Source organism: Geodermatophilus aquaeductus (assembly GCF_900182545.1).
GTDB lineage: Bacteria > Actinomycetota > Actinomycetes > Mycobacteriales > Geodermatophilaceae > Geodermatophilus > Geodermatophilus aquaeductus.
The window spans coordinates 611,675-629,619 of sequence record NZ_FXTJ01000002.1 but is presented as its reverse complement, the minus strand read 5'-3'; the positions used below and the strand labels follow the sequence as shown (position 1 = coordinate 629,619).

Here is a 17,945-nt window from a genome sequence, read left to right as displayed (position 1 = left end):
GACACCCGGCACTGTCACGACGCCAACCGCGTCACCCGACCTCGCACGACGCGACCAGCGCCCGGTGGTCGGACAGGGGCAGCCGCACGACCTCGCCCGGCCCCGTGGCGGCCACCGGGCCGCGGCCCAGGACGTGGTCCAGCTGCCGGGTGGGCGCGTCGGCGGTGAAGGTGTGCCCCGCCGCCAGTGACCGCAGCCCGCTGACCCGGGCGGCCTGGCGCGGCTCCATGTTGAGGTCACCCAGGACGACGAGCGGCTCGCGGGTGCCGGCCAGCGACCGCACCAGCCGGCGCAGCTGCAGGGAGTTCCAGCCCGGGATGAACGACAGGTGCGTGCAGGTCACGGTGAACTGCCCGGACGGCCCGTCGAGGACCGCGGCGACGGCGACCCGCGGCTCGTCGCCGACCAGCTTCGGGGCCCGCGCGCCGCGGAACCACACCGGCACCCGCCCGCGCAGCGCCGGCAGCCGCACCACCCGCCAGGACACCACCGGGTAGCGCGAGAGCAGCGCGATGCCGTAACTGGCCGAGCCGGGCTGCTCCTCGCCGGTGGCCGCCATCCACGTGCCACCGGGGGTGCCGGCCAGCGCGGCCACGAACTGGGAGTCGACCGCACCCATCGCCTCGGCGGCCACCGCGGTGAGGTCGGCGTTCATCGAGCGGGGCTGGTCCCGGTCGACCTCCTGCAGTCCCAGGACGTCGGCGTCCAGCGTCTTCACCGCGGCGGCGAGCCGGTCGACGTCGACCCGGTCGTCCTCCGGTGAGCGCCCGTGCAGGATGTTGAAGGTCGCGATGCGCACGCTGTCCCCGTGCCCCGGCCGGCGCCGGTTCACCCGTGCATGAGGCGGCGAGTGCCGGGTAGCAGCGCCCCGTGCAGCCCTCCGACCGCGACGAGATCCGTGACCTCCTCAAGCGCACCGCCGTCGCCCTCAAGGAGGGCGGGGTGCCCTTCGCCCTCTGCGGCGGCTACGCGGCGTGGGTGCGCGGCGCCCCCGAGCCCGACCACGACGCCGACTTCCTCGTGCCCGACGACGAGGCCGAGCGGGCGGTCAAGGTGCTCACCGACGCGGGCCTGCAGGTCGAGGACCCGGCCGAGGACTGGCTGACCAAGGTCGTCCAGGGCAACTCGTTCGTCGACGTCCTCTGGCGCACCTGCGGCCACCCGGTGGAGAGCGACCTCATCGAGCGGGCCGAGCAGATGCCCGTGCTCTCGGTGCACATGCCGGTGCTGGCGGCCACCGACATCCTGGTCACCAAGCTCATGGCGCTCGACGAGCACTACTGCGACTTCTCGCGCCTGCTGCCGGTGGCCCGGGCGCTGCGCGAGCAGGTCGACTGGGCCACGGTGGAGCGCGAGATCGCGGACAACGACTTCGCCGTCGTCTTCCTCGACCTGCTGGGGCGCCTGGGAGTCGTCGAGCGCGAGGTCGCGGGCAGCTGATCCGCGCGCCCGGACGCGGGCGGCACCCGCTCAATAGGGGTGCGCCGGACGGCTAACCTGGCAGCGAGCGGCGCTCCCGTGCCGCCGTCCGCCGGCACCCGTGCCGGGACAGCCAGCAGCGACCGAGGGATCTCACCGTGCCCACCGGCAGAGTCAAGTGGTTCAACCCCGAGAAGGGGTTCGGCTTCCTCTCTCGCGAGGACGGGCCCGACGTCTTCGTGCACAAGGACGCCCTGCCCTCCGGCACCGCCGAGCTCAAGCCCGGCCAGCGGGTGGAGTTCGGCATCGTCGCCGGCCGCCGCGGCGACCAGGCGCTGCAGGTGCGCGTCCTCGACCCGCTGCCGTCGGTGGCGGCGAAGGTGGCCGCGGCCAACCGCAAGAAGCCCGACGAGCTGGTCCCGATCATCGAGGACCTCATCAAGCTGCTCGACGACGTGTCGAACAGCTTGCGCCGCGGCCGGCACCCCGACCGCGCCGAGTCGCGCAAGGTCGCGGCGGTGCTGCGCGCGGTCGCCGGCGACCTGGAGGCCTAACCCGTCGGGTCGGCGCCGATCTCGCCGCCGGCGCGGAGGAAGCCCACCGGCCACGAGCCGGTCAGCAGGCACTCGCCGTGGGCGTCCTCGACGACGACGAGGTAGTACGCCGGCGGGACGACGTCGGAGCTGTTGATGCCGTCGAACGTCGTCGTCCCCACCTCGACGTCGACCTCGCCGATCTTCTCCTCGAGCCGCTCGTCGAAGACCTGCACGCTCCAGCCGTGGGCGGCGACGTCGTCGGGCACGGTGAGCGCGATCGGGGTGTCGGGGGAGACCTCGACCACCGGCGGCGTGACGTCGTAGCGCAGGCCCTCGCCGGACCCGCAGTACTGGGTCGGCTGGACGGCGACCTCCTGCGGGCCGGCGGCCACCGTGACGTCCGGGGGCGCGTCGGGAGCCGACGGCGAGCCACCGCCGCACCCGGCCAGCACGGCGGGGAGCGCGCCGGCCAGCAGGGCAGCGGCGGCGCGGGACAGGCTGCTCACGGGCGGGGTGCCTCCGGCACGGTCGGGGCGTCGGGGACGGCGGCGTCGGGGACCGCGTAGGTGCCCGGGACGGTCGGTGCGGCCGGGTCGACCGGCGCCCACCGCCGGCGGCGCGGCGTCCAGAGGAGCAGCCCGACGGCGAGCACCAGCAACGCGGCGGCGACGGTGAAGCCCAGCCAGCCGATCGGCGGCAGCGCGATGCCCACGGCGCCGCCGAAGACCCAGGCCAGCTGCAGCACGGTCTCCGAGCGGGCGAACGCCGAGGCGCGCAGGCTCTCGGGCACCTCCCGCTGGATGATCGCGTCGAGCGCCACCTTGCCCAGCGCGTTGGCCACGGCGGAGACCCCGGCGACGACGGCCGCGGTGGCCAGGCCGAAGAACACCGCGGCCAGGACGGTGACCGCGGCGGCGGCACCGGCCGCCCAGACGACCATCCGGTCGGGGTCGGCGGCGTGCAGTCGCGAGCCGATGCCGGTGCCCAGCACGCTGCCGGCACCGGCCGCGCCGGCGATCGCGCCGAGGGCGAGCGTGGCCTCCCAGCCGCCCTCGACGGTGGCCTGCACGAAGAACGCGGAGAAGATCGTCAGGAAGCCGCCGAGGCCGCGCAGCGCCGCGTTGGCGCGCAGGGCGAGCACCACGTGCGGGTTGACCGGCCGCCGGCGCCGGCCGGTCGCGGGCACCGGGCCGGTGCTCAGCACGTCGGCGGGCTGCTCGCCGGTGGGCACGTCGACGTGGCGGGGCAGCCGGACGGCGAGGACCGCGGCGACGAGGAAGACCACCGCGGTCACCCACAGCAGCGGCGCGAACCCGAACGCCCAGGCCAGCCCGGCGCCGATCGCACCGAAGACGCCCGCGGTGACCAAGCCGAACACCGACAGTCGCGCGTTGGCCGACGTCAACGACATCGCACCGGGCAGCACCCGCGGGACGACGGCGGCGCGCAGCACGTTGTGCGCCTTCGACAGCACCAGGACGCCGAGTGCGGCGGGGTAGAGCCACCAGTCGTCCTGGTGGGCGGCCATGACCAGCGCGAGCACCGCGCGCCCGAGCGCCGCGGCACCGAGGGCCCAGCGGCGGCCGCGCTGCAGCCGGTCGAGCAGCGGGCCGATGACCGGCGCCACCACCGCGAACGGCGCCATCGTGACCAGCAGGTACAGCGCCACGTTGCCGCGCTGGGCGTCGGAGGCGGCGGCGAAGAACAGCGTGCCGGCCAGCGAGACGGCGATCATCGCGTCGCCGGCCATGTGCACGGCGTTGACCCACAGCAGGTGGGTCAGGCCGCTCTCGGCGGCGCCGTCGGCGCGGCTGGCGGCGCGCACCCGGGCGACGGTCGCGCCGGTCAGCTCCCTGGTCCGGGCGACGGCGACCCGGGTGACGGTGACCCGTGGCTGCGCCGCCCCGTCGGGCGGGGGCGTCTCCGGCGCCGGGGCGGCGGGCGGCGGCACCGGCGGCGGTGCGTAGCCGGGCGGGAGCGCCCGCGGAGCCGGGACGGTGGTCGGCCCGTAGCCGGGCGGTGGGCCGTACGCGGGGTACGGCGGGCCGTAGCCGGGGGGCGGGGCGCCGTACGCGGGGTACGGCGGCGGGGCCGCGGCCTGCGGCTGGGTCCCCGGCGGGGGGATCTCCAGGGGCGCGGTGTCGACCCGGTCGGGGGAGTCCGGCTCCTGCCGCGACCGGCGTAGCGGGCCCCGGCGGGACCCGGGCGGACGCGAGGACGGCACGGCTCCATGGTGCCGTACCGGCCTGGGAGTCCGGGGGAGTCGTGATCACGCGGGTCGCCCGGCCGCGCCTACCGGTGCGGTGCGTCTGGGACGATGACGCCGTGACTGCCGACTCCGTCCCGAGCGACGTGCTGACCGGCGCGGTCGACCTCGCCCGTGCCACTGCCGAGGAGACCGCCGGCGACCCCGCGGTCGTCGGCGAGCACCTCGGCGCCGGGCCCGAGCCGATCGGGGACGCCGACGGCGGTCCCGCCGTCCTCGGCGAGGTGGTCACCCACTCCTTCGCCAGCCGGCTGCCGGGCTACGTGGGCTGGCACTGGGCGGTCACCCTGGCGCGCGTCCCGGGCAGCGACGAGGTCACCGTCGACGAGGTCGTGCTCCTGCCCGGCGACGCGGCGCTGCTCGCGCCGGCCTGGGTGCCGTGGCACGAGCGGCTACGTCCGGGCGACCTGTCGGTCGGCGACGTCCTGCCGGCCACCGAGGACGACCCGCGTCTGGTGCCCTCCTACACCGCCGAGGACGACGCCGCGGCCGACCCCGAGGCGCAGGCGCTGGCGACCGAGCTCGGCCTGGGCCGTGAGCGGGTCATGTCCCGCGAGGGACGCAGCTCCGCGGTCGCCCGCTGGCTGGCCGGCGACTTCGGCCCGCGCTCGGCGATGGCCCGCTCGGCACCCGGCCCGTGCGGCACGTGCGGCTTCTTCCTCCCGCTGGCCGGCTCGCTGCGCGGGCTGCTCGGCGCGTGCGGCAACGAGTACGCACCGGCCGACGGCCGCGTGGTCGCCGTCGACTACGGCTGCGGCGCGCACAGCCAGGCCACCCTCGCCGTCGGCGAGCCGGCCGAGGTCGTGACGTCGGCCCGCTACGACACCGCGGACTTCGACGTCCTCACCGACTAACGGCGGCGCCCGAGCTGGCCCTGCCAGCGCATGACCGCCAGGCCGACCGCGGCGAGCACGATGCCGACCACGCAGGTCCAGGTCCAGGCGCGGTCCACCCGGTCGCCGAGGAACAGCAGGACGACGAGCGCGAGGGCCCACAGCGCCGCTCCGGCCAGGACGACGCGGGCGGTGTCGACCTGCAGCGGGGGAGGGGCCGGCTTCAGGGAGCCGGGTGCGGAGGGCCGGGACACGCGGCCGACACTAGGCGGCGAACCGCCCAGACCGGCGCGGGGGCTCGCGGGCGGTGTGGCACTCTGTCGCCGCTCGTCACCCGGCACCAGCAGGAGCCCGCATGCCCGAGAAGTCCCGTCCCGCCCGCGGCGCGAGCGCGGCCGTTCCCGCCGGGGACACGCCGGCCGACGTCGCCGCGGGTGCCCCCCGGCCGCGGCGCAGCCCCGGCCCCCGGGTGCGGCCGCGCAACGGGGTGGACCGCTATTTCGGCATCAGCGCCCGGCGCAGCACGCTGGGCCGCGAGGTCCGGGGCGGGCTGACCACCTTCTTCACGATGGCCTACATCGTGGTGCTCAACCCGATCATCCTGTCGGGCACCGACGTCACCGGCGCCACGCTGCCCTTCGGTGCCGTCGCGGCGGTGACCGCGCTGGTCGCCGGTGCGCTGACCGTCCTCATGGGCGTCGTCGGCCGGTACCCCTTCGCGCTGGCCACCGGCCTGGGCATCAACGCGATCGTCGCCGTCTTCGCCGCCACCCAGCTGACGTGGCCGGAGATCATGGGCCTGGTCGTCCTCGAGGGCCTGCTGATCACCGTCCTGGTGCTCACCGGCTTCCGGAAGGCCGTGTTCGAGGCCATCCCGCCGCAGCTGAAGACGGCGATCGCCGTCGGCATCGGCTTCTTCCTCACGATCATCGGCCTGGCCGACGCGGGGGTCATCCGCCCGGGCAACCCGCTGATCAGCTTCGGGGTGAACGGCCAGCTCGCCGGCTGGCCGCTGCTGGTCTTCGTCGTCGGGCTGCTGCTGACCGCGGTCCTCGTGGTGCGGCGGGTCCGCGGCGCGCTGCTCATCGGCATCGTCGTCTCCACCGTGCTGGCGATCGTGGTGGAGGCGGTGGCCGGCGTCGGCGCCCGCACGCCCGACGGGTCCAACCCGCGCGGCTGGGCGCTGCAGGTGCCCACCCTCCCCGCCGAGGTCGTGAGCGCCCCCGACCTGTCGATCGTCGGGCAGTTCTCGCTGTTCGGCGGCTTCGAGCGCATCGGCGTCGTCGCCGCGCTGCTCATCGTCTTCTCGATCATGATCGCCGACTTCTTCGACACCGTCGGCACGGTCACCGCCGTCGGCGCCGAGGGCGACCTGCTCGACGAGGACCGCAACCTGCCCGGTGCGCAGCCGGTGCTGCTGGTCGACTCGCTGGCCGCCGCGGCCGGCGGCGCGGCCAGCGTCTCGTCGAACACGACCTACATCGAGAGCGCCTCCGGTGTCGCCGACGGCGCCCGCACCGGCCTGGCGAGCGTCGTGACCGGCGTGCTGTTCCTGCTGGCGATGTTCTTCACGCCGCTGGTGCAGGTCGTGCCCTCGGAGGCCGCCGCGCCCGCCCTGGTGATCGTCGGCGCGCTGATGATCAGCCAGATCCGCACGCTGACCTGGGACGACATGTCCCTGGTCATCCCGGCCTTCCTCACCATCGCGCTCATGCCGTTCACCTACTCGATCACCAACGGCATCGGCGCCGGCGTCGTCAGCTACGTCCTGCTGCGCTCGGCGGTGGGCCGCCGGCGCGAGGTGCACCCGCTGATGTGGGTGATCGCCGCGGCGTTCGTCGTCTACTTCGCGCTGGAGCCGCTCCAGCAACTGTTCTGAGCCCGGCTAACCACCGGTAGGCTGCCGCCGTGACACGGTCGACGCTGGACACCGCAGCGCTCGCCCACGACCTCCGGCTGGCGGTCATGCGCTTCTCCCGCCGCATCCGCAACCAGCGGGTCGACACCTCGGTCACGCTCACCCACCTCGCGGCGCTGTCCACGCTGCAGCGCCACGGGCCGATGAGTCCCGGGGAGCTGGCCGCGCACGAGCGGGTCCAGCCGCCGTCGATGACCCGCGTCGTGGTCGCGCTCGAGGGGATGGGCCTGGTCACCCGCACGCCGCACCCGACCGACGGCCGGCAGGTGGTCATCGAGCTGACCCCGGCCGCCGACACGCTGCTGGACGAGGAGGCCCGGGCCCGCGAGGCCTGGCTGTCCAGCCAGCTGCACCGGCTCACCCCGGACCAGCGCGCGACCCTGCGCGAGGCCGCCGCGATCATGGAGGAGCTCGCCGGTGGGTGACATCCACGGCCGCTGACCCGACGGGAGGGGAGCCGACGGCCGGTGGGCGCAGCCCGTTCCGCTCCCTGCACGTGCACAACTTCCGGCTCTACGCGTCGGCGAACCTGGTCAGCCTGACCGGGACCTGGATGCAGCGCATCGGCCAGGACTGGCTGGTGCTGCAGCTCTCCGGCGACAGCGGGGTGGCCCTCGGCCTGATCACCGCCCTGCAGTTCGGGCCGTCGCTGCTGCTGAGCATGTACGGCGGCGTCCTGGCCGACCGCTACGACAAGCGCCGCGTCCTCGTCGTCACCCAGGTGCTCATGGGGCTGCTCGCCGTCGGCCTCGGTCTGCTCGTGGCCACCGGCACCGTCGCGCTGTGGCACGTGTTCGTGCTGGCCGCGGGCCTGGGGTCGGTCTCGGCGATCGACGTCCCGGTGCGCCAGGCGTTCGTCTCGGAGTTGGTCGGCGGCGACCTGCTGGCCAACGCCGTCGGGCTGAACTCGACGATCTTCAACGGCGCGCGGCTGGTCGGCCCGGCGCTGGCCGGGCTGCTCATCGGCGCCTCCGGCGGGGACACCGCGCCGGCGTTCCTGGTCAACTCCGGGAGCTTCGCGTTCACCATCGCCGCGCTGCTGCTCATGCGGCCGGAGGAGCTGCGGCGCAGCGAGCCGGTGGCGCGCGCCCGTGGCCAGCTGCGCGCGGGACTGGCCTACACCTGGGCGCGGCCCGACCTGCGGCTGGCGATGGTGCTGGCCTTCGTCATCGGCACCTTCGGGTTCAACTTCCAGGTCACGATCGCGCTCATGGCCCGCGAGGTCTTCGACCTCGGCGCCGAGGCGTTCGGGCTGCTGTCGACGACGTTCGCCGTCGGGTCGCTGACCGGGGCGTTCCTGTCCACCCGGCGCAGCGCCCGCCCGCGGCAGCGCTTCCTGGTCACCTCGGCGGTGCTCTTCGGCCTGCTCACCGTGGCGTGCGGGCTGACGACGGGGTTCCTGCCCTTCGCCGTCCTGCTGGTGCCCACCGGCGCGGCGGCGCTGGTCTTCAGCGTGGCCAACAACAGCTTCGTGCAGCTCGGCGCCGACCCCCAGATGCGCGGCCGGGTGATGGCGCTGTACTTCATGTGCTTCATGGGTGGCACGCCGCTGGGCGCGCCGCTCATCGGCTGGGTCTCCGAGCACCTCGGGGCGCCGTGGGGGCTCATCCTCGGCGGGGCGGTCGTCGTCGTGGCCGGTGCCCTCGCCGGGCTGTGGCTCGCCCGCGGACGGCGGGTGCGGCTGGAGGCCCACGTCGTCCCGCCGCGGCTGCTGCTGCACGTCGGCGAGGTCCGCGGGGAGCAGGCCGCGGGGCGCTGACCGGCACATCTGGCGGCGGCCCGTGCCGGCACGTACCGTCGCGGCCACCCCGCTCCCACGGAGTGCCGATGATGACCTCCGCCCTGCTCCAGCTCGCCGGCATCACCGCGATGCTCGTCGGCGCCTTCGCCGCGCTCGGCCTGCTGTTCCGCCTCTTCTCCGGGCAGCTCGTGCTCGACCTCCGCGCCCGCCGCCGAGCCCGCGAGGGGGACGTGCCCGCGCCCGCCGCGCCCCGGCCGGTGGAGGCCGTCGCCGCCGACGTGCGCCGGCTGGGCCGCCAGCTCGACACGGTGCCGGCCGGCGCGCCCCAGGTGCGCCGCCGCGGGCTGCAGGCCGCCTACGACGACGTCCTCACCGAGGCCGCCGCGCTGCTGGCCCTGCCGCACGCGCTGGGCACCGTGCCGCACGGCTTCGCCCGCGACGTCGAGCGGCTGCGCCTGCAGACGGCGCTGTCCGACGCCGGCCTGGTGGTGCGCTGAGCGAGCTGGCGCCGCTGCGGCTGTTCGTCGCGGTGGCCCCGCCCGCACCGGCCCGTGCCGACCTGGCGGCGGCCCTCGAGCCACTGCGCGGGGCGCCGGGTGCCCCGCGCTGGGGCGACCCGGCGCGCTGGCACCTCACCCTGCTCTTCCTCGGCGCCGTGCCGCCCGGGCTGCTGCCCGGCCTCACCGCCGCCGTCGGGGACGCCGTCGCGCCGACGCCGCCGGCGACCCTGCGCCTGGCCGGTGCCGGGCGGTTCGGCCCGCGGCGCCGCCCGCAGGTGTGCTGGGCCGGCCTCGACGGCGACGTCGCCGTCCTCACCGGGCTGGCCGGCAGGCTGGCCGAGGCCGCTCGCGGGCTGGGGCTGCCGGTGGAGGACCGGCCGTTCCGCCCGCACCTGACCCTCGGCCGCTGGCACCCGCGCCGGCCTGCCGACGGCGACCTGCCCGAGCGGCTGGGCGGCTACCGCGGGCCGGACTGGCCGCTGCGCGAGGTGACGCTGGTGCGCAGCACCGCCGGCCGGCACACGGTGGTCGCCACCTTCACCACGCGTGCTCCCTCGGCGCGGGCCTGACCTCCACCGGGGGCTTGGCGTCACCGCACCGTCACCGGTGGCGTACCGAGTGTTGCGCCCGACCAGGCGCGTCCCTAGCGTGGTCCCGCTCGCAACATGGACGGTCTCGTCCGCGAGAACACGGCGCTCGAGGCCGGGGATCCGCACGCCCTGGGCGTCGGCCGCCGGGCCGGTGCTCCGACAGGAGTGCGGCGGCTACGGCCGAGGTGATCGCATGTCGAGGTCGCGCATCAGGCTGGTGTCCGGGGCTGCGGTGGTGCTGGTGGCCGTCGCCGGCTGCGGCGGTGGGGACGACGGCGACGCAGGAGCCGCGCCCGCCCCCACGACGTCGGTCGAACCGGTTCCCGCACCGGGTCCGACCGGACCGTCACCCGAGTCGCCGGCGGACCCGCCGACCGGACCCGACTCCCCGGCGCCACCGGCGGGTGACTCCCCGGAGGATCCGGACTCCCCGGCGCCGCCGCCGGGTGACCCCCCGGAGGACCCGGGCTCTCCAGCACCCGAGGCTCCGGCGGACCCGCCGTCCGGACCTGGTTCCCCGGCACCTGCGCCCCCCGTCGACCCGCCGAGCACACCGGACTCGCCGGCACCCCCGCCGAGCACCCCGGATCCCCCGGCACCGCCGCCTCCAGCGCCTCCGCAACCGCCTGCGCCAGCGGAGCCCCCGCCCGAGCCGGGAGCGCCGCCACCGCCGCCCGAGCAGACAGGCCCGGAGGCCCCGGAGCCGCCGGCAGAGGAGAAGCCTGAGGTCGAAGCGGTCGGACTGCCGATCGGTGGAGGCGACGACGACCCTGAAGGCAGCGATGCCGACCAATGTGTGGTCGTGAACTACCTGGGAGGCGACGCGACGGAATCGTCCGCCATCCCATCCGGAGTGACGATCACGGTCACCGGTGCCTCCACCTCCTCGGACCTGTGGGACGTGCAAGAGGGCGGGTGCTCCGGGGGCAAGCCGTGCGTGCCGGGGTTCGTCTTCACCGCCGACAACGAGGACGCGGCCGTCTGCGTCGTCGCCGTGAGCTATGTGGGCAGCGACGTTCCTGAGGGTGGGGACGTGGTCGAGGAGCCGGACTCCACGCTGTCACTCGACGGCCGTGTGGAGTGCCCGGGGATGTCGAAGGCGGAGTGCGACGAGTTGGCGGTCGGCATCGAGACCGACGACCAGGACATCCCACTCGACCCGCCTGAGCCGGGGGAATGACCTCCCCGCCGCCCGACCCGGCCACGGCCCTCGGCCGGTTCGGGCAGGTCGCGGGATCGGTGGCTCAGGTCGTCGCGCCGCTCAGCGTCCTGACCGCGCTGCTCTTCTACTTCGGCTACGCCTCCTCGCGGGCGCGGTACCTGTACTTCGGCGTCGACGTCGACACGATCGGGTTGAGCACGCAGGACTACGTCATGCGCAGCCCGGAGCCGCTGCTGACCCCGCTGCTGGTCCTGGCGCTCCTGGCCGTCGTCGTCGCGGTCGTCCACGAGCGGGTGCACCGCCGGGTGCAGGCCGCTCTCACCGAAGCGAAGGACGCCGATCCGAAGGTCGCGGCGACCGGGCGGCAGCGCGTGCAGCGGGGGAGCCGGAGAGCGCGCGCCGTCGTCCTCGCCGGAGACGCTCTGCTGCTCGTCGGTGTCCTGCTCCTCCTCGCCTTCCCGTTGTGGGGTGACTGGGCGTACTACACCCTCGTGACGCCGCTGCTCATGGCGGCCGGCACCGGGCTCGCGCTCTACGGACGGCGGATCGCACGGTCGTTGGAGCCGGGGCAGCCGCCGTCGGGGCTGGTGACCGTCGTCCTCTCCGTGCTCCTGGTGGTCAGCGTCTTCTGGGCGACGGCGACCTTCGCGGAGTGGTCCGGCCGGGGCGCGGCGCGAGAGGTGGCGCGGCACCTGGACCGCCTCCCGGCCGTCATCCTCGACACCACCGAGCGGCTGAACCTCACCTCGTACGGGGTCCGCGAGTCGGCGCTACCGCCGAACGAGGGGCAGACGTTCCGCTACCGGTACCGCGACCTGCGGTTGCTGATCCAGGGCGAGGACCGGCTGTTCCTCGTCCCCGAGACGTGGGACGCCAGCAACTCCACCCTGGTGGTGCCCATGGACGACTCGGTGCGGCTGCAGTTCCGCTTCGTGAACGACCCTCCGTGACGACGGGCTCTCCGCCGTCACCAGGCGTACTCCATCGGGGCGGCCCTGAAGCCGGGGAAGACCTCGTCGAGGCGGTCGAGCTGGGCCTGCTCCAGCTGGACGTCGAGCGCGGCCAGCGAGCCCTCGAACTGCCCGACCGTGCGCGGGCCGACGATGGGGGCGGTGACGCCGTCCTGGTGCAGCAGCCAGGCCAGCGCGACGTCGGCCGGGGCCAGGCCCCAGTCCTGGCAGGCGTCCTCGAAGGCCTGCAGCGCCGGGCGGTGCTGCTCGATGCGGTCGCGGTTGCGGTCGGCGTGCCGGCGGTCGCCCTGCTGGTCGCCGAGGACGCCGGCCAGCAGCCCCTGCGCCAGCGGGCTCCACGGGATGACGCCGATGCCGTAGTGCCGCGCGGCCGGCAGCACCTCCAGCTCGACGTGCCGGGTGAGCAGGTTGTAGTGCGACTGCTCGCTCACCAGGCCGAGGAAGTGCCGGCGGGCGGCGGCCTCGTTGGCCGCGGCGAGCTGCCAGGCGGCGTGGTTGGACGAGCCGACGTAGAGCACCTTGCCCTGGGCGACGAGCGTCTCGCAGGCCTGCCAGATCTCGTCCCACGGCGTCGCGAGGTCGACGTGGTGGAACTGGTAGAGGTCGATCCACTCCGTCTGCAGGCGCCGCAGCGAGGCCTCGCACGCGCGCACGATGTTGCGGGCGGACAGGAAGGTGTCGTTGGGCCAGTCGGACATGCCGCCGTAGACCTTCGTGGCCAGGACCGTGCGATCCCGTCGGCCGGCGCCCTGCGCGAACCAGGTGCCGAGCACCTCCTCGGTGCGGCCCTTGCCGGCCTCGAAGCCGTAGACGTTGGCGGTGTCGAAGAAGTTGACGCCCTCGGCGTGGGCGCGGTCCATGATCGCGTGCGAGGGTGCCTCCTCGGTCTTCCAGCCGAAGTTCATGGTGCCGAGGCACAGCCGCGAGACCGACAGACCGCTGCGTCCGAGGTGTGTGTACTCCACGCCTGAGCACCCTGGCACCCTGTCGGGCGTGCCGCAGACCGACGCCGAGATCTCCGCCTTCGACCGTGCCACCGCCGTCACCCGTACCGAGGGAGGTGGCTTCCGCGCCGACCTCGACCCGGGCTGGGACGTCGGCAACGGCGTCCTCAACGGCGGCTACCTGCTCGGCGTCGTCGCGCGGGCGGCGCTGTTGGACAGCCCCCACCCGCACCCGGTGGCGCTGTCGGCGAGCTACCTGCGCGCCACCCCGGGCGGGCCGGCCGACCTCACGGTCACCGCGGGCCCGGCCGGGCGGACGCTGGCGCACTCCACGGTCCTGCTCAGCGGCGCGGCCGGCCCCTCGCTCGCCGTCCAGGTGACGACGGCGACCCTCGGCACCGACCGGGCCGACTACACGGTCAACCCGGCGCCGGAGCTGCCCGGCCCCGACGCGTGCGTGGCCACCCGGACGAGCGAGGGCGGCCCGGCGGTCGGCCTGGCGCGGCAGCTCGACACCCGGCTGGACCCGGCGACGGCGGGCTGGACGCTCGGCCGGCCCTCGGACGTGCGGCTGCTGCGCGCGTGGATCCGGCTGGCCGACGGCCGCGACCCCGACCCGCTGGCGCTGTTGCTGTTCGCCGACGCGCTGCCGCCCACCGCGTTCGCGGTCGGTAAGCCGGGCTGGGCGCCCACCGTGCAGCTGCAGGTGCTCGTCCGCGGGCTGCCGGCGCCGGGCTGGTGCGTCGTCGAGTCACGCTCGACGGAGGTGGCCGGCGGCTGGTCGGACGAGGAGTGCCGGATCTGGGACTCCACCGGCCGGCTGGTGGCGCAGGCCCGGCAGCTGGCCCGGGTCGCCCGCTAGTCCCGGCGGCCGGAGAGGTCGACCTCGCCGGTGAGGTAGCGCTGCAGGGTCGGCGCGACCGCGGCGACGACGTCGTCCGGGCGGGCCGAGGCCAGGGGCTCCAGCCGCAGCACGTAGCGGGCCATGACCAGCCCCATCACCTGCGAGGCGACCAGCGCGCCGCGCGCCTCCCGCTCGGCCACCGGCATGTCGAGCGTGCCGACCACCCGCCGGATGATCCGCGCCAGGACGAACTCGCGGAGCAGGCGGGCCGACCACTCGTGGTTCACCGCCGAGCGGACCAGCGCCAGGATGCCCGGCCGGGCGGGCCCGTCCCACACCCGCAGGACCGTGCGGACGACGGCGGCGCCGAGCTGGTCCGGCGGCGCGGCGAGCACCTCGGGCAGGAAGTCGTCGGGATCGGCCGGCAGCTGCACCGCGGCCAGGAACAGGGCGTCCTTGGTGCCGAAGTAGTGGTGCACCAGCGCGGGGTCCACGCCCGCGGCGGTCGCGATGGCGCGGATCGAGGCGCCGTCGTAGCCGCGCTCGGCGAAGGCGGTGCGGGCCGCGGCCAGCACCGCCTCCCGGGTGTCCGGGTTGCCGGGGCGACGGCCGGAGGGCCGTCGGCGTGCCTCGCTCAGCTGGTCCTCCTCCGCAGGGTCGCCGCCGCCAGGGCGAGGGCGAGCACCGCCGCGCCGGCCACCACGCCGACGTCCCGCCACATCGTCCCGGTCTCCGCGGCCGACCGCCCGACCTCCTGCAGGGCCTCCACGGCGTAGGTCAGCGGGAGCACGTCGCTGACCGCCTGCAGCCAGCCGGCCATCTGCTCGCGGGCGACCAGCAGCCCGCAGAGGAAGAACTGCGGCAGCACGATCACCGGCATGAACTGCACCGCCTGGAACTCACTGCGGGCGAACGCGCTGGCCAGCAGCCCGAGCGCCACCCCGAGGACGGCGTCGACGACGGCGATGAGGACCACCAGCCACAGCGACCCGGCGACCTCGAGGTCGTACACCGTGGTCGCCACGGTCACCGTGACCAGGGCCTGCACCGCCGCGGCCACCCCGAAGGCCAGGCCGTAGCCCAGCAGCAGGTCCAGCCGCGAGAGCGGGGTGGTGAGCAGCCGCTCCAGCGTGCCGGACGTGCGCTCGCGCAGCATCGCGATGCTCGTGACCAGGAACATCACGACGAACGGGAAGATCCCGAGCATCGTCAGCCCGACCCGGTCGAACACCGACGGCTGCCCGGGCAGGGACGGGACGTCGCGCCAGAGCAGGTACAGCAGCCCGAGCAGCAGGCTGGGCAGCAGCACCATCATCGCGATCGTGCGGTGGTCGTGCCGCAGCTGCCGCAGCACCCGCCCGGTGGTGGCGGCGGTCAGCCGGGGGTTCAGGACGGCGGTCGCGGCGCTCATGCCGCCACCTCCTCGCCGCGCCGCACCAGCGTCAGGAAGGCCTCCTCGAGGTCGTGCGTGCCGGCGTCGGCGCGCAGCTCGCCCGGCGTGAGGTCGGCCAGCAGCCGGCCCTCCCGCAGCAGCAGCAGCCGGTCGCACCGGCCGGCCTCGTCCATGACGTGGCTGGAGACCACCAGCGTCGTCCCGGCGCCGGCCAGCGCGTGGAACCGGTCCCACAGGTCCACGCGCAGCACCGGGTCCAGGCCGACGGTCGGCTCGTCGAGGACCAGCAGCTCCGGTTCGCCCACCAGCGCGCAGGCCAGCGACGCGCGGCTGCGCTGCCCACCGGAGAGGTCGGCGACCAGCTGCCCGGCCGCGTCGGTCATCCCGACGGCGGCGAGCGCGTCGTCGGCCGCCCGGGCTCCCCGGCCGTAGAGGGCGGCGAAGTAGCGCGCGTTCTCGCGGACGCTGAGGTCGGGGTAGACGCTCGGCGACTGGGTGACGTAGCCGACCCGGGCGCGCAGGCCGGGGGAGCCCGCGGGCTCGCCGAGGACGGTGACCTCGCCGGAGCGGACCCGCTGCACGCCGACCAGCGCCCGCATCAGCGTGGTCTTGCCGCTGCCGCTGGGACCGAGCAGGCCGGTGACCCGCCCGGCCGGGACGGCGCACGACAGGTCGTGGAGGACCCGGCGCCGCCCGCGTTCGACGACGAGATCGGTGACGGTGACGGCGTCGGCCACGGGAACCTCCGAGGGCTGAGAACTCAACGCCTGATGAACTCAACGGTAGATGAGTTCCGTCCGCCCCGTCAATGCCGACGGCGGCGGGCGACCGTGTCGGCGAGGGCGATGAGCGGCAGGGGGACGACGCACCAGAGGCCGAGCACCCAGACCGCGCGGGCCACGCCGTCGCCGGAGAGGTAGGCCAGGCCGCGCAGCGCCCGTACGGCCACGCCCGGGGGCAGGACCGAGGCGAGCGGCTCGAGCCAGCCGGGCAGGTACTCGGCCGGGAAGCTGCCGGTGCTCGTGGCGGCGCCGAGGGTCAGCAGCACGGCGGTGGCGATGAAGGTGCCGGCCCCGCCGAGCAGGCGCAGCGCCAGCGCGGCCGCCGCTCCGCAGGACAGCGCCAGCAGGGCCACGATCCCGGCCACCGGCCAGAACCCGGCGGGCAGGGCCGCCGTCACCGGTCCGGCCAGCAGGGCGCCGAGCAGGCCGGCCGCCACGGCGAACAGGACCGCGCTGAGCAGGCGCAGCCGCAGCCGCAGCTTCGGGGCCACCTGGTAGCTGGTGATGCCGAACAGGAAGCCGCCGAGGACGACGCCGAAGGTGGTGTGGTCGACGGCCCGCCCGCGCCGGTCGCCGGCCGCCAGGGGCGCGAGGTCGGTGACGGCGGGCTGCGCGCCGGTGCGGTCGGCCACCACGGGACCGAGGGTCCGAGTCAGGTCCTGCGTCACCGCCTGGCCGTGCGCGCCGGCCACGAGCAGGCGCGGCGGCGAGCCGTCGAGCACCAGCGCGCCGTACACGCGGCCGGAGGTGACGGCCCGCTCGGCCGCGGCGGCGTCGGGCAGGCCGACCAGCCGGAGGGTCCCGGGCGCGGCCTCCTGCACCGCCGCCCGGACGTCGTCGACCACGGCGGCCGGGCCGACGACGCCCACGGGCAGGTCGTGCGGCGCGGCGGTGGGGAAGGCGGCCAGGTAGACGACCACCAGCAGCGTGCCGACCGCGACCGCCACGACCGCGGGCAGGCCGATACCGCGCAGGGCGGCCCTGGCGGGGGAGCCGTCGGAGCGTTCCTCCTCGGCCGCCTGGTCGGCCGGGCCGGGAGGAGGGGCGAGACCCGCGGGCACTCAGCGGCTGCCGGGCCCGGTGCCCAGTTCGGTGCCCAGCAGGTGCCCGCTGGTCCAGGCGCTCTCCACCTTCGACGGCGCCCGCCACCCGTCGCCGCACACGCCCACGCCGCCGGCCAGGCCGAAGGGCGCCTCGCGCGGGGCCGACGGCTTGGCGAAGGTCCAGCGGTGCACGTGCGTCCACGCCGGCGGCGTGTCGATGCCGAGCGCACGGCGGACGGCGGTGGTGACCTCGGGCGCCGCGCGGTCGGGGTCGTCGAGGTGCGCGGCGGCGATGCCCGGCGTCGTGTGCGCGACGAGCACCGGGGCGCCGTCGCCGCGCCGGTCGCCGTCGTCGGCGATCCACTCCACGACGACGTCGTCGTTCACGAACGCGCCGTGCAGGTCGGCCGGCCACCGGCGCTCGTCCCAACCCATCGCGACGGCCAGCGTCGGCTGCCAGGGGTGCTCGTCCTCCCCGCCGAGCAACCGGCCGGCGAGGTCGGGCGGCAGCAGGCGGCGGGCCTGCGGGTCGGGCAGCGCCAGGACGGCGGCGGCCACCTCCGCGCCGTCCACCCGGGGGCCGGGCTCCACCCGCCGCACCGCGGACTCCTGGACGACGTCGAGGCCGGTGCCGAGGTCGGCGACCAGCGAGCGCAGGCCGCCCGGCGCGGCGTAGCGGACGGGGCCGCTGGTGGTGTCCCGCAGCCCGTCGGGCCCGGCGACGGCGAAGGTGTCGGTCCACGGCCGCGCCAGCCCGCGGCCCACCCAGTCGTCGACGACGGCCGCGAACGGGGAGCCGTCGCGGGCCGTGACGTACGAGGCGCCGAGGTCGGTGACCCGGCCGGCCAGCGTGCGGGAGGCCATGCGGCCTCCGGGACGGCGCCCGCGGTCGAGGACGCGCACCGGCACGCCCGCCGCCGCGAGCGCCCGGGCGCAGGCCATCCCGGCGATGCCGGCTCCGACGACGACGGTTGAGTTGGGCACCACTGGATCCTGCGGGCAG

21 protein-coding genes are annotated in these 17,945 nt (G+C 75.8%); 11 read left to right on the top strand and 10 right to left on the bottom strand.

The genetic code is table 11. The features are described from left to right. Positions 1–31 precede the first annotated feature (31 nt). Entirely contained in the window at positions 32–799 is a 768-nt protein-coding gene (locus tag FN207_RS08170; RefSeq protein WP_142457879.1) for an endonuclease/exonuclease/phosphatase family protein, read from the bottom strand. Positions 800–870: 71 nt separating this feature from the next. Here FN207_RS08170 and FN207_RS08165 point away from each other — a divergent pair, with 71 nt between their 5' ends. Further along, complete coding sequence (locus FN207_RS08165) at positions 871–1,440, top strand: nucleotidyltransferase family protein (RefSeq protein ID WP_142457877.1); 570 nt, start codon at positions 871–873, stop codon at positions 1,438–1,440. Positions 1,441–1,577: 137 nt separating this feature from the next. Further along, complete coding sequence (locus FN207_RS27505) at positions 1,578–1,973, top strand: cold-shock protein (RefSeq protein ID WP_093584334.1); 396 nt, start codon at positions 1,578–1,580, stop codon at positions 1,971–1,973. On the opposite strand, the gene FN207_RS08155 is transcribed toward FN207_RS27505, so the two are convergent. Continuing rightward, complete coding sequence (locus FN207_RS08155; RefSeq protein ID WP_246065876.1) at positions 1,970–2,461, bottom strand: DUF2771 family protein; 492 nt, start codon at positions 2,459–2,461, stop codon at positions 1,970–1,972. The two genes, FN207_RS27505 and FN207_RS08155, sit on opposite strands and share 4 nt — an antisense overlap. Beyond that, on the bottom strand, positions 2,458–4,179 hold the full coding sequence (locus tag FN207_RS08150) for an MFS transporter (protein ID WP_246065874.1): 1,722 nt from the start codon (positions 4,177–4,179) through the stop codon (positions 2,458–2,460). Before FN207_RS08150 ends, FN207_RS08155 begins: the two co-directional genes overlap by 4 nt. A 101-nt stretch (positions 4,180–4,280) precedes the next feature. Here FN207_RS08150 and FN207_RS08145 point away from each other — a divergent pair, with 101 nt between their 5' ends. Then, positions 4,281–5,075 (top strand): DUF3027 domain-containing protein, encoded by a 795-nt coding sequence (locus FN207_RS08145; protein WP_142457876.1) that lies wholly within the window; start codon positions 4,281–4,283, stop codon positions 5,073–5,075. Here the strand turns inward: FN207_RS08145 and FN207_RS08140 are convergent. After that, positions 5,072–5,308 carry a DUF2530 domain-containing protein gene (locus tag FN207_RS08140; protein WP_246065872.1) on the bottom strand — a complete coding sequence of 79 codons (237 nt, stop codon included), beginning with the start codon at positions 5,306–5,308 and terminating at the stop codon, positions 5,072–5,074. The genes FN207_RS08145 and FN207_RS08140 overlap by 4 nt on opposite strands. A 101-nt stretch (positions 5,309–5,409) precedes the next feature. On the opposite strand from FN207_RS08140, the gene FN207_RS08135 reads away from it, so the two are divergent. From FN207_RS08135 to FN207_RS08105, 7 genes are all read left to right on the top strand, one after another. After that, a complete protein-coding gene (locus FN207_RS08135; RefSeq protein ID WP_142457874.1) occupies positions 5,410–6,933 on the top strand; it encodes an NCS2 family permease in 1,524 nt (507 codons plus the stop codon). Between the two features lie 29 nt (positions 6,934–6,962). Beyond that, positions 6,963–7,397 carry a MarR family winged helix-turn-helix transcriptional regulator gene (locus tag FN207_RS08130; RefSeq protein ID WP_185938245.1) on the top strand — a complete coding sequence of 145 codons (435 nt, stop codon included), beginning with the start codon at positions 6,963–6,965 and terminating at the stop codon, positions 7,395–7,397. Next, complete coding sequence (locus FN207_RS08125) at positions 7,394–8,731, top strand: MFS transporter (protein WP_142457872.1); 1,338 nt, start codon at positions 7,394–7,396, stop codon at positions 8,729–8,731. Before FN207_RS08130 ends, FN207_RS08125 begins: the two co-directional genes overlap by 4 nt. 68 nt (positions 8,732–8,799) lie before the next feature. Then, positions 8,800–9,210, top strand: a complete 411-nt coding sequence (locus tag FN207_RS08120) for a hypothetical protein (protein ID WP_142457870.1) — start codon at positions 8,800–8,802, stop codon at positions 9,208–9,210. After that, entirely contained in the window at positions 9,207–9,782 is a 576-nt protein-coding gene (gene thpR / locus FN207_RS08115; RefSeq protein ID WP_142458159.1) for an RNA 2',3'-cyclic phosphodiesterase, read from the top strand. The genes FN207_RS08120 and thpR overlap by 4 nt, the downstream gene beginning before the upstream one ends. 823 nt (positions 9,783–10,605) lie before the next feature. Continuing rightward, the gene (locus tag FN207_RS08110) at positions 10,606–10,983 is read left to right on the top strand and encodes a hypothetical protein (protein WP_142457868.1); all 378 of its coding nucleotides are present in this window, start codon (positions 10,606–10,608) and stop codon (positions 10,981–10,983) included. Then, positions 10,980–11,915 carry a hypothetical protein gene (locus tag FN207_RS08105; protein WP_221888097.1) on the top strand — a complete coding sequence of 312 codons (936 nt, stop codon included), beginning with the start codon at positions 10,980–10,982 and terminating at the stop codon, positions 11,913–11,915. The genes FN207_RS08110 and FN207_RS08105 overlap by 4 nt, the downstream gene beginning before the upstream one ends. A gap of 17 nt (positions 11,916–11,932) precedes the next feature. Here the strand turns inward: FN207_RS08105 and FN207_RS08100 are convergent, their stop codons facing one another. After that, a complete protein-coding gene (locus FN207_RS08100) occupies positions 11,933–12,901 on the bottom strand; it encodes an aldo/keto reductase (RefSeq protein ID WP_142457867.1) in 969 nt (322 codons plus the stop codon). A gap of 28 nt (positions 12,902–12,929) precedes the next feature. Between FN207_RS08100 and FN207_RS08095 the strand changes: the two genes are divergently transcribed. Then, positions 12,930–13,742, top strand: a complete 813-nt coding sequence (locus FN207_RS08095; RefSeq protein ID WP_142457865.1) for a thioesterase family protein — start codon at positions 12,930–12,932, stop codon at positions 13,740–13,742. Here FN207_RS08095 and FN207_RS08090 read toward each other — a convergent pair. The 5 genes from FN207_RS08090 to FN207_RS08070 all read right to left on the bottom strand — a co-directional run bounded on the left by FN207_RS08090 (position 13,739) and on the right by FN207_RS08070 (position 17,926). After that, positions 13,739–14,299, bottom strand: coding sequence for a TetR/AcrR family transcriptional regulator (locus FN207_RS08090; RefSeq protein WP_142457863.1), 561 nt, complete (start codon positions 14,297–14,299; stop codon positions 13,739–13,741). The two genes, FN207_RS08095 and FN207_RS08090, sit on opposite strands and share 4 nt — an antisense overlap. 59 nt (positions 14,300–14,358) lie before the next feature. After that, a complete protein-coding gene (locus tag FN207_RS08085) occupies positions 14,359–15,135 on the bottom strand; it encodes an ABC transporter permease (protein WP_221888096.1) in 777 nt (258 codons plus the stop codon). Then, positions 15,132–15,854, bottom strand: a complete 723-nt coding sequence (locus FN207_RS08080; protein WP_142457862.1) for an ABC transporter ATP-binding protein — start codon at positions 15,852–15,854, stop codon at positions 15,132–15,134. Before FN207_RS08080 ends, FN207_RS08085 begins: the two co-directional genes overlap by 4 nt. A gap of 68 nt (positions 15,855–15,922) precedes the next feature. Then, a complete protein-coding gene (locus FN207_RS08075; RefSeq protein ID WP_142457860.1) occupies positions 15,923–16,960 on the bottom strand; it encodes an ABC-2 transporter permease in 1,038 nt (345 codons plus the stop codon). Then, on the bottom strand, positions 16,961–17,926 hold the full coding sequence (locus FN207_RS08070; RefSeq protein WP_246065868.1) for an NAD(P)/FAD-dependent oxidoreductase: 966 nt from the start codon (positions 17,924–17,926) through the stop codon (positions 16,961–16,963). Between the last annotated feature and the right edge of the window lie 19 nt (positions 17,927–17,945).

What these genes read in the sequence shown, in the direction of transcription:
- FN207_RS08105 (WP_221888097.1), top strand. Translation starts at nt 10,980, where the DNA reads ATGACCTCCCCGCCGCCCGACCCGGCCACGGCCCTCGGCCGGTTCGGG.
- FN207_RS08120 (WP_142457870.1), top strand. Translation starts at nt 8,800, where the DNA reads ATGATGACCTCCGCCCTGCTCCAGCTCGCCGGCATCACCGCGATGCTC.
- FN207_RS08085 (WP_221888096.1), bottom strand. Translation starts at nt 15,135, where the DNA reads ATGAGCGCCGCGACCGCCGTCCTGAACCCCCGGCTGACCGCCGCCACC.
- FN207_RS08135 (WP_142457874.1), top strand. Translation starts at nt 5,410, where the DNA reads ATGCCCGAGAAGTCCCGTCCCGCCCGCGGCGCGAGCGCGGCCGTTCCC.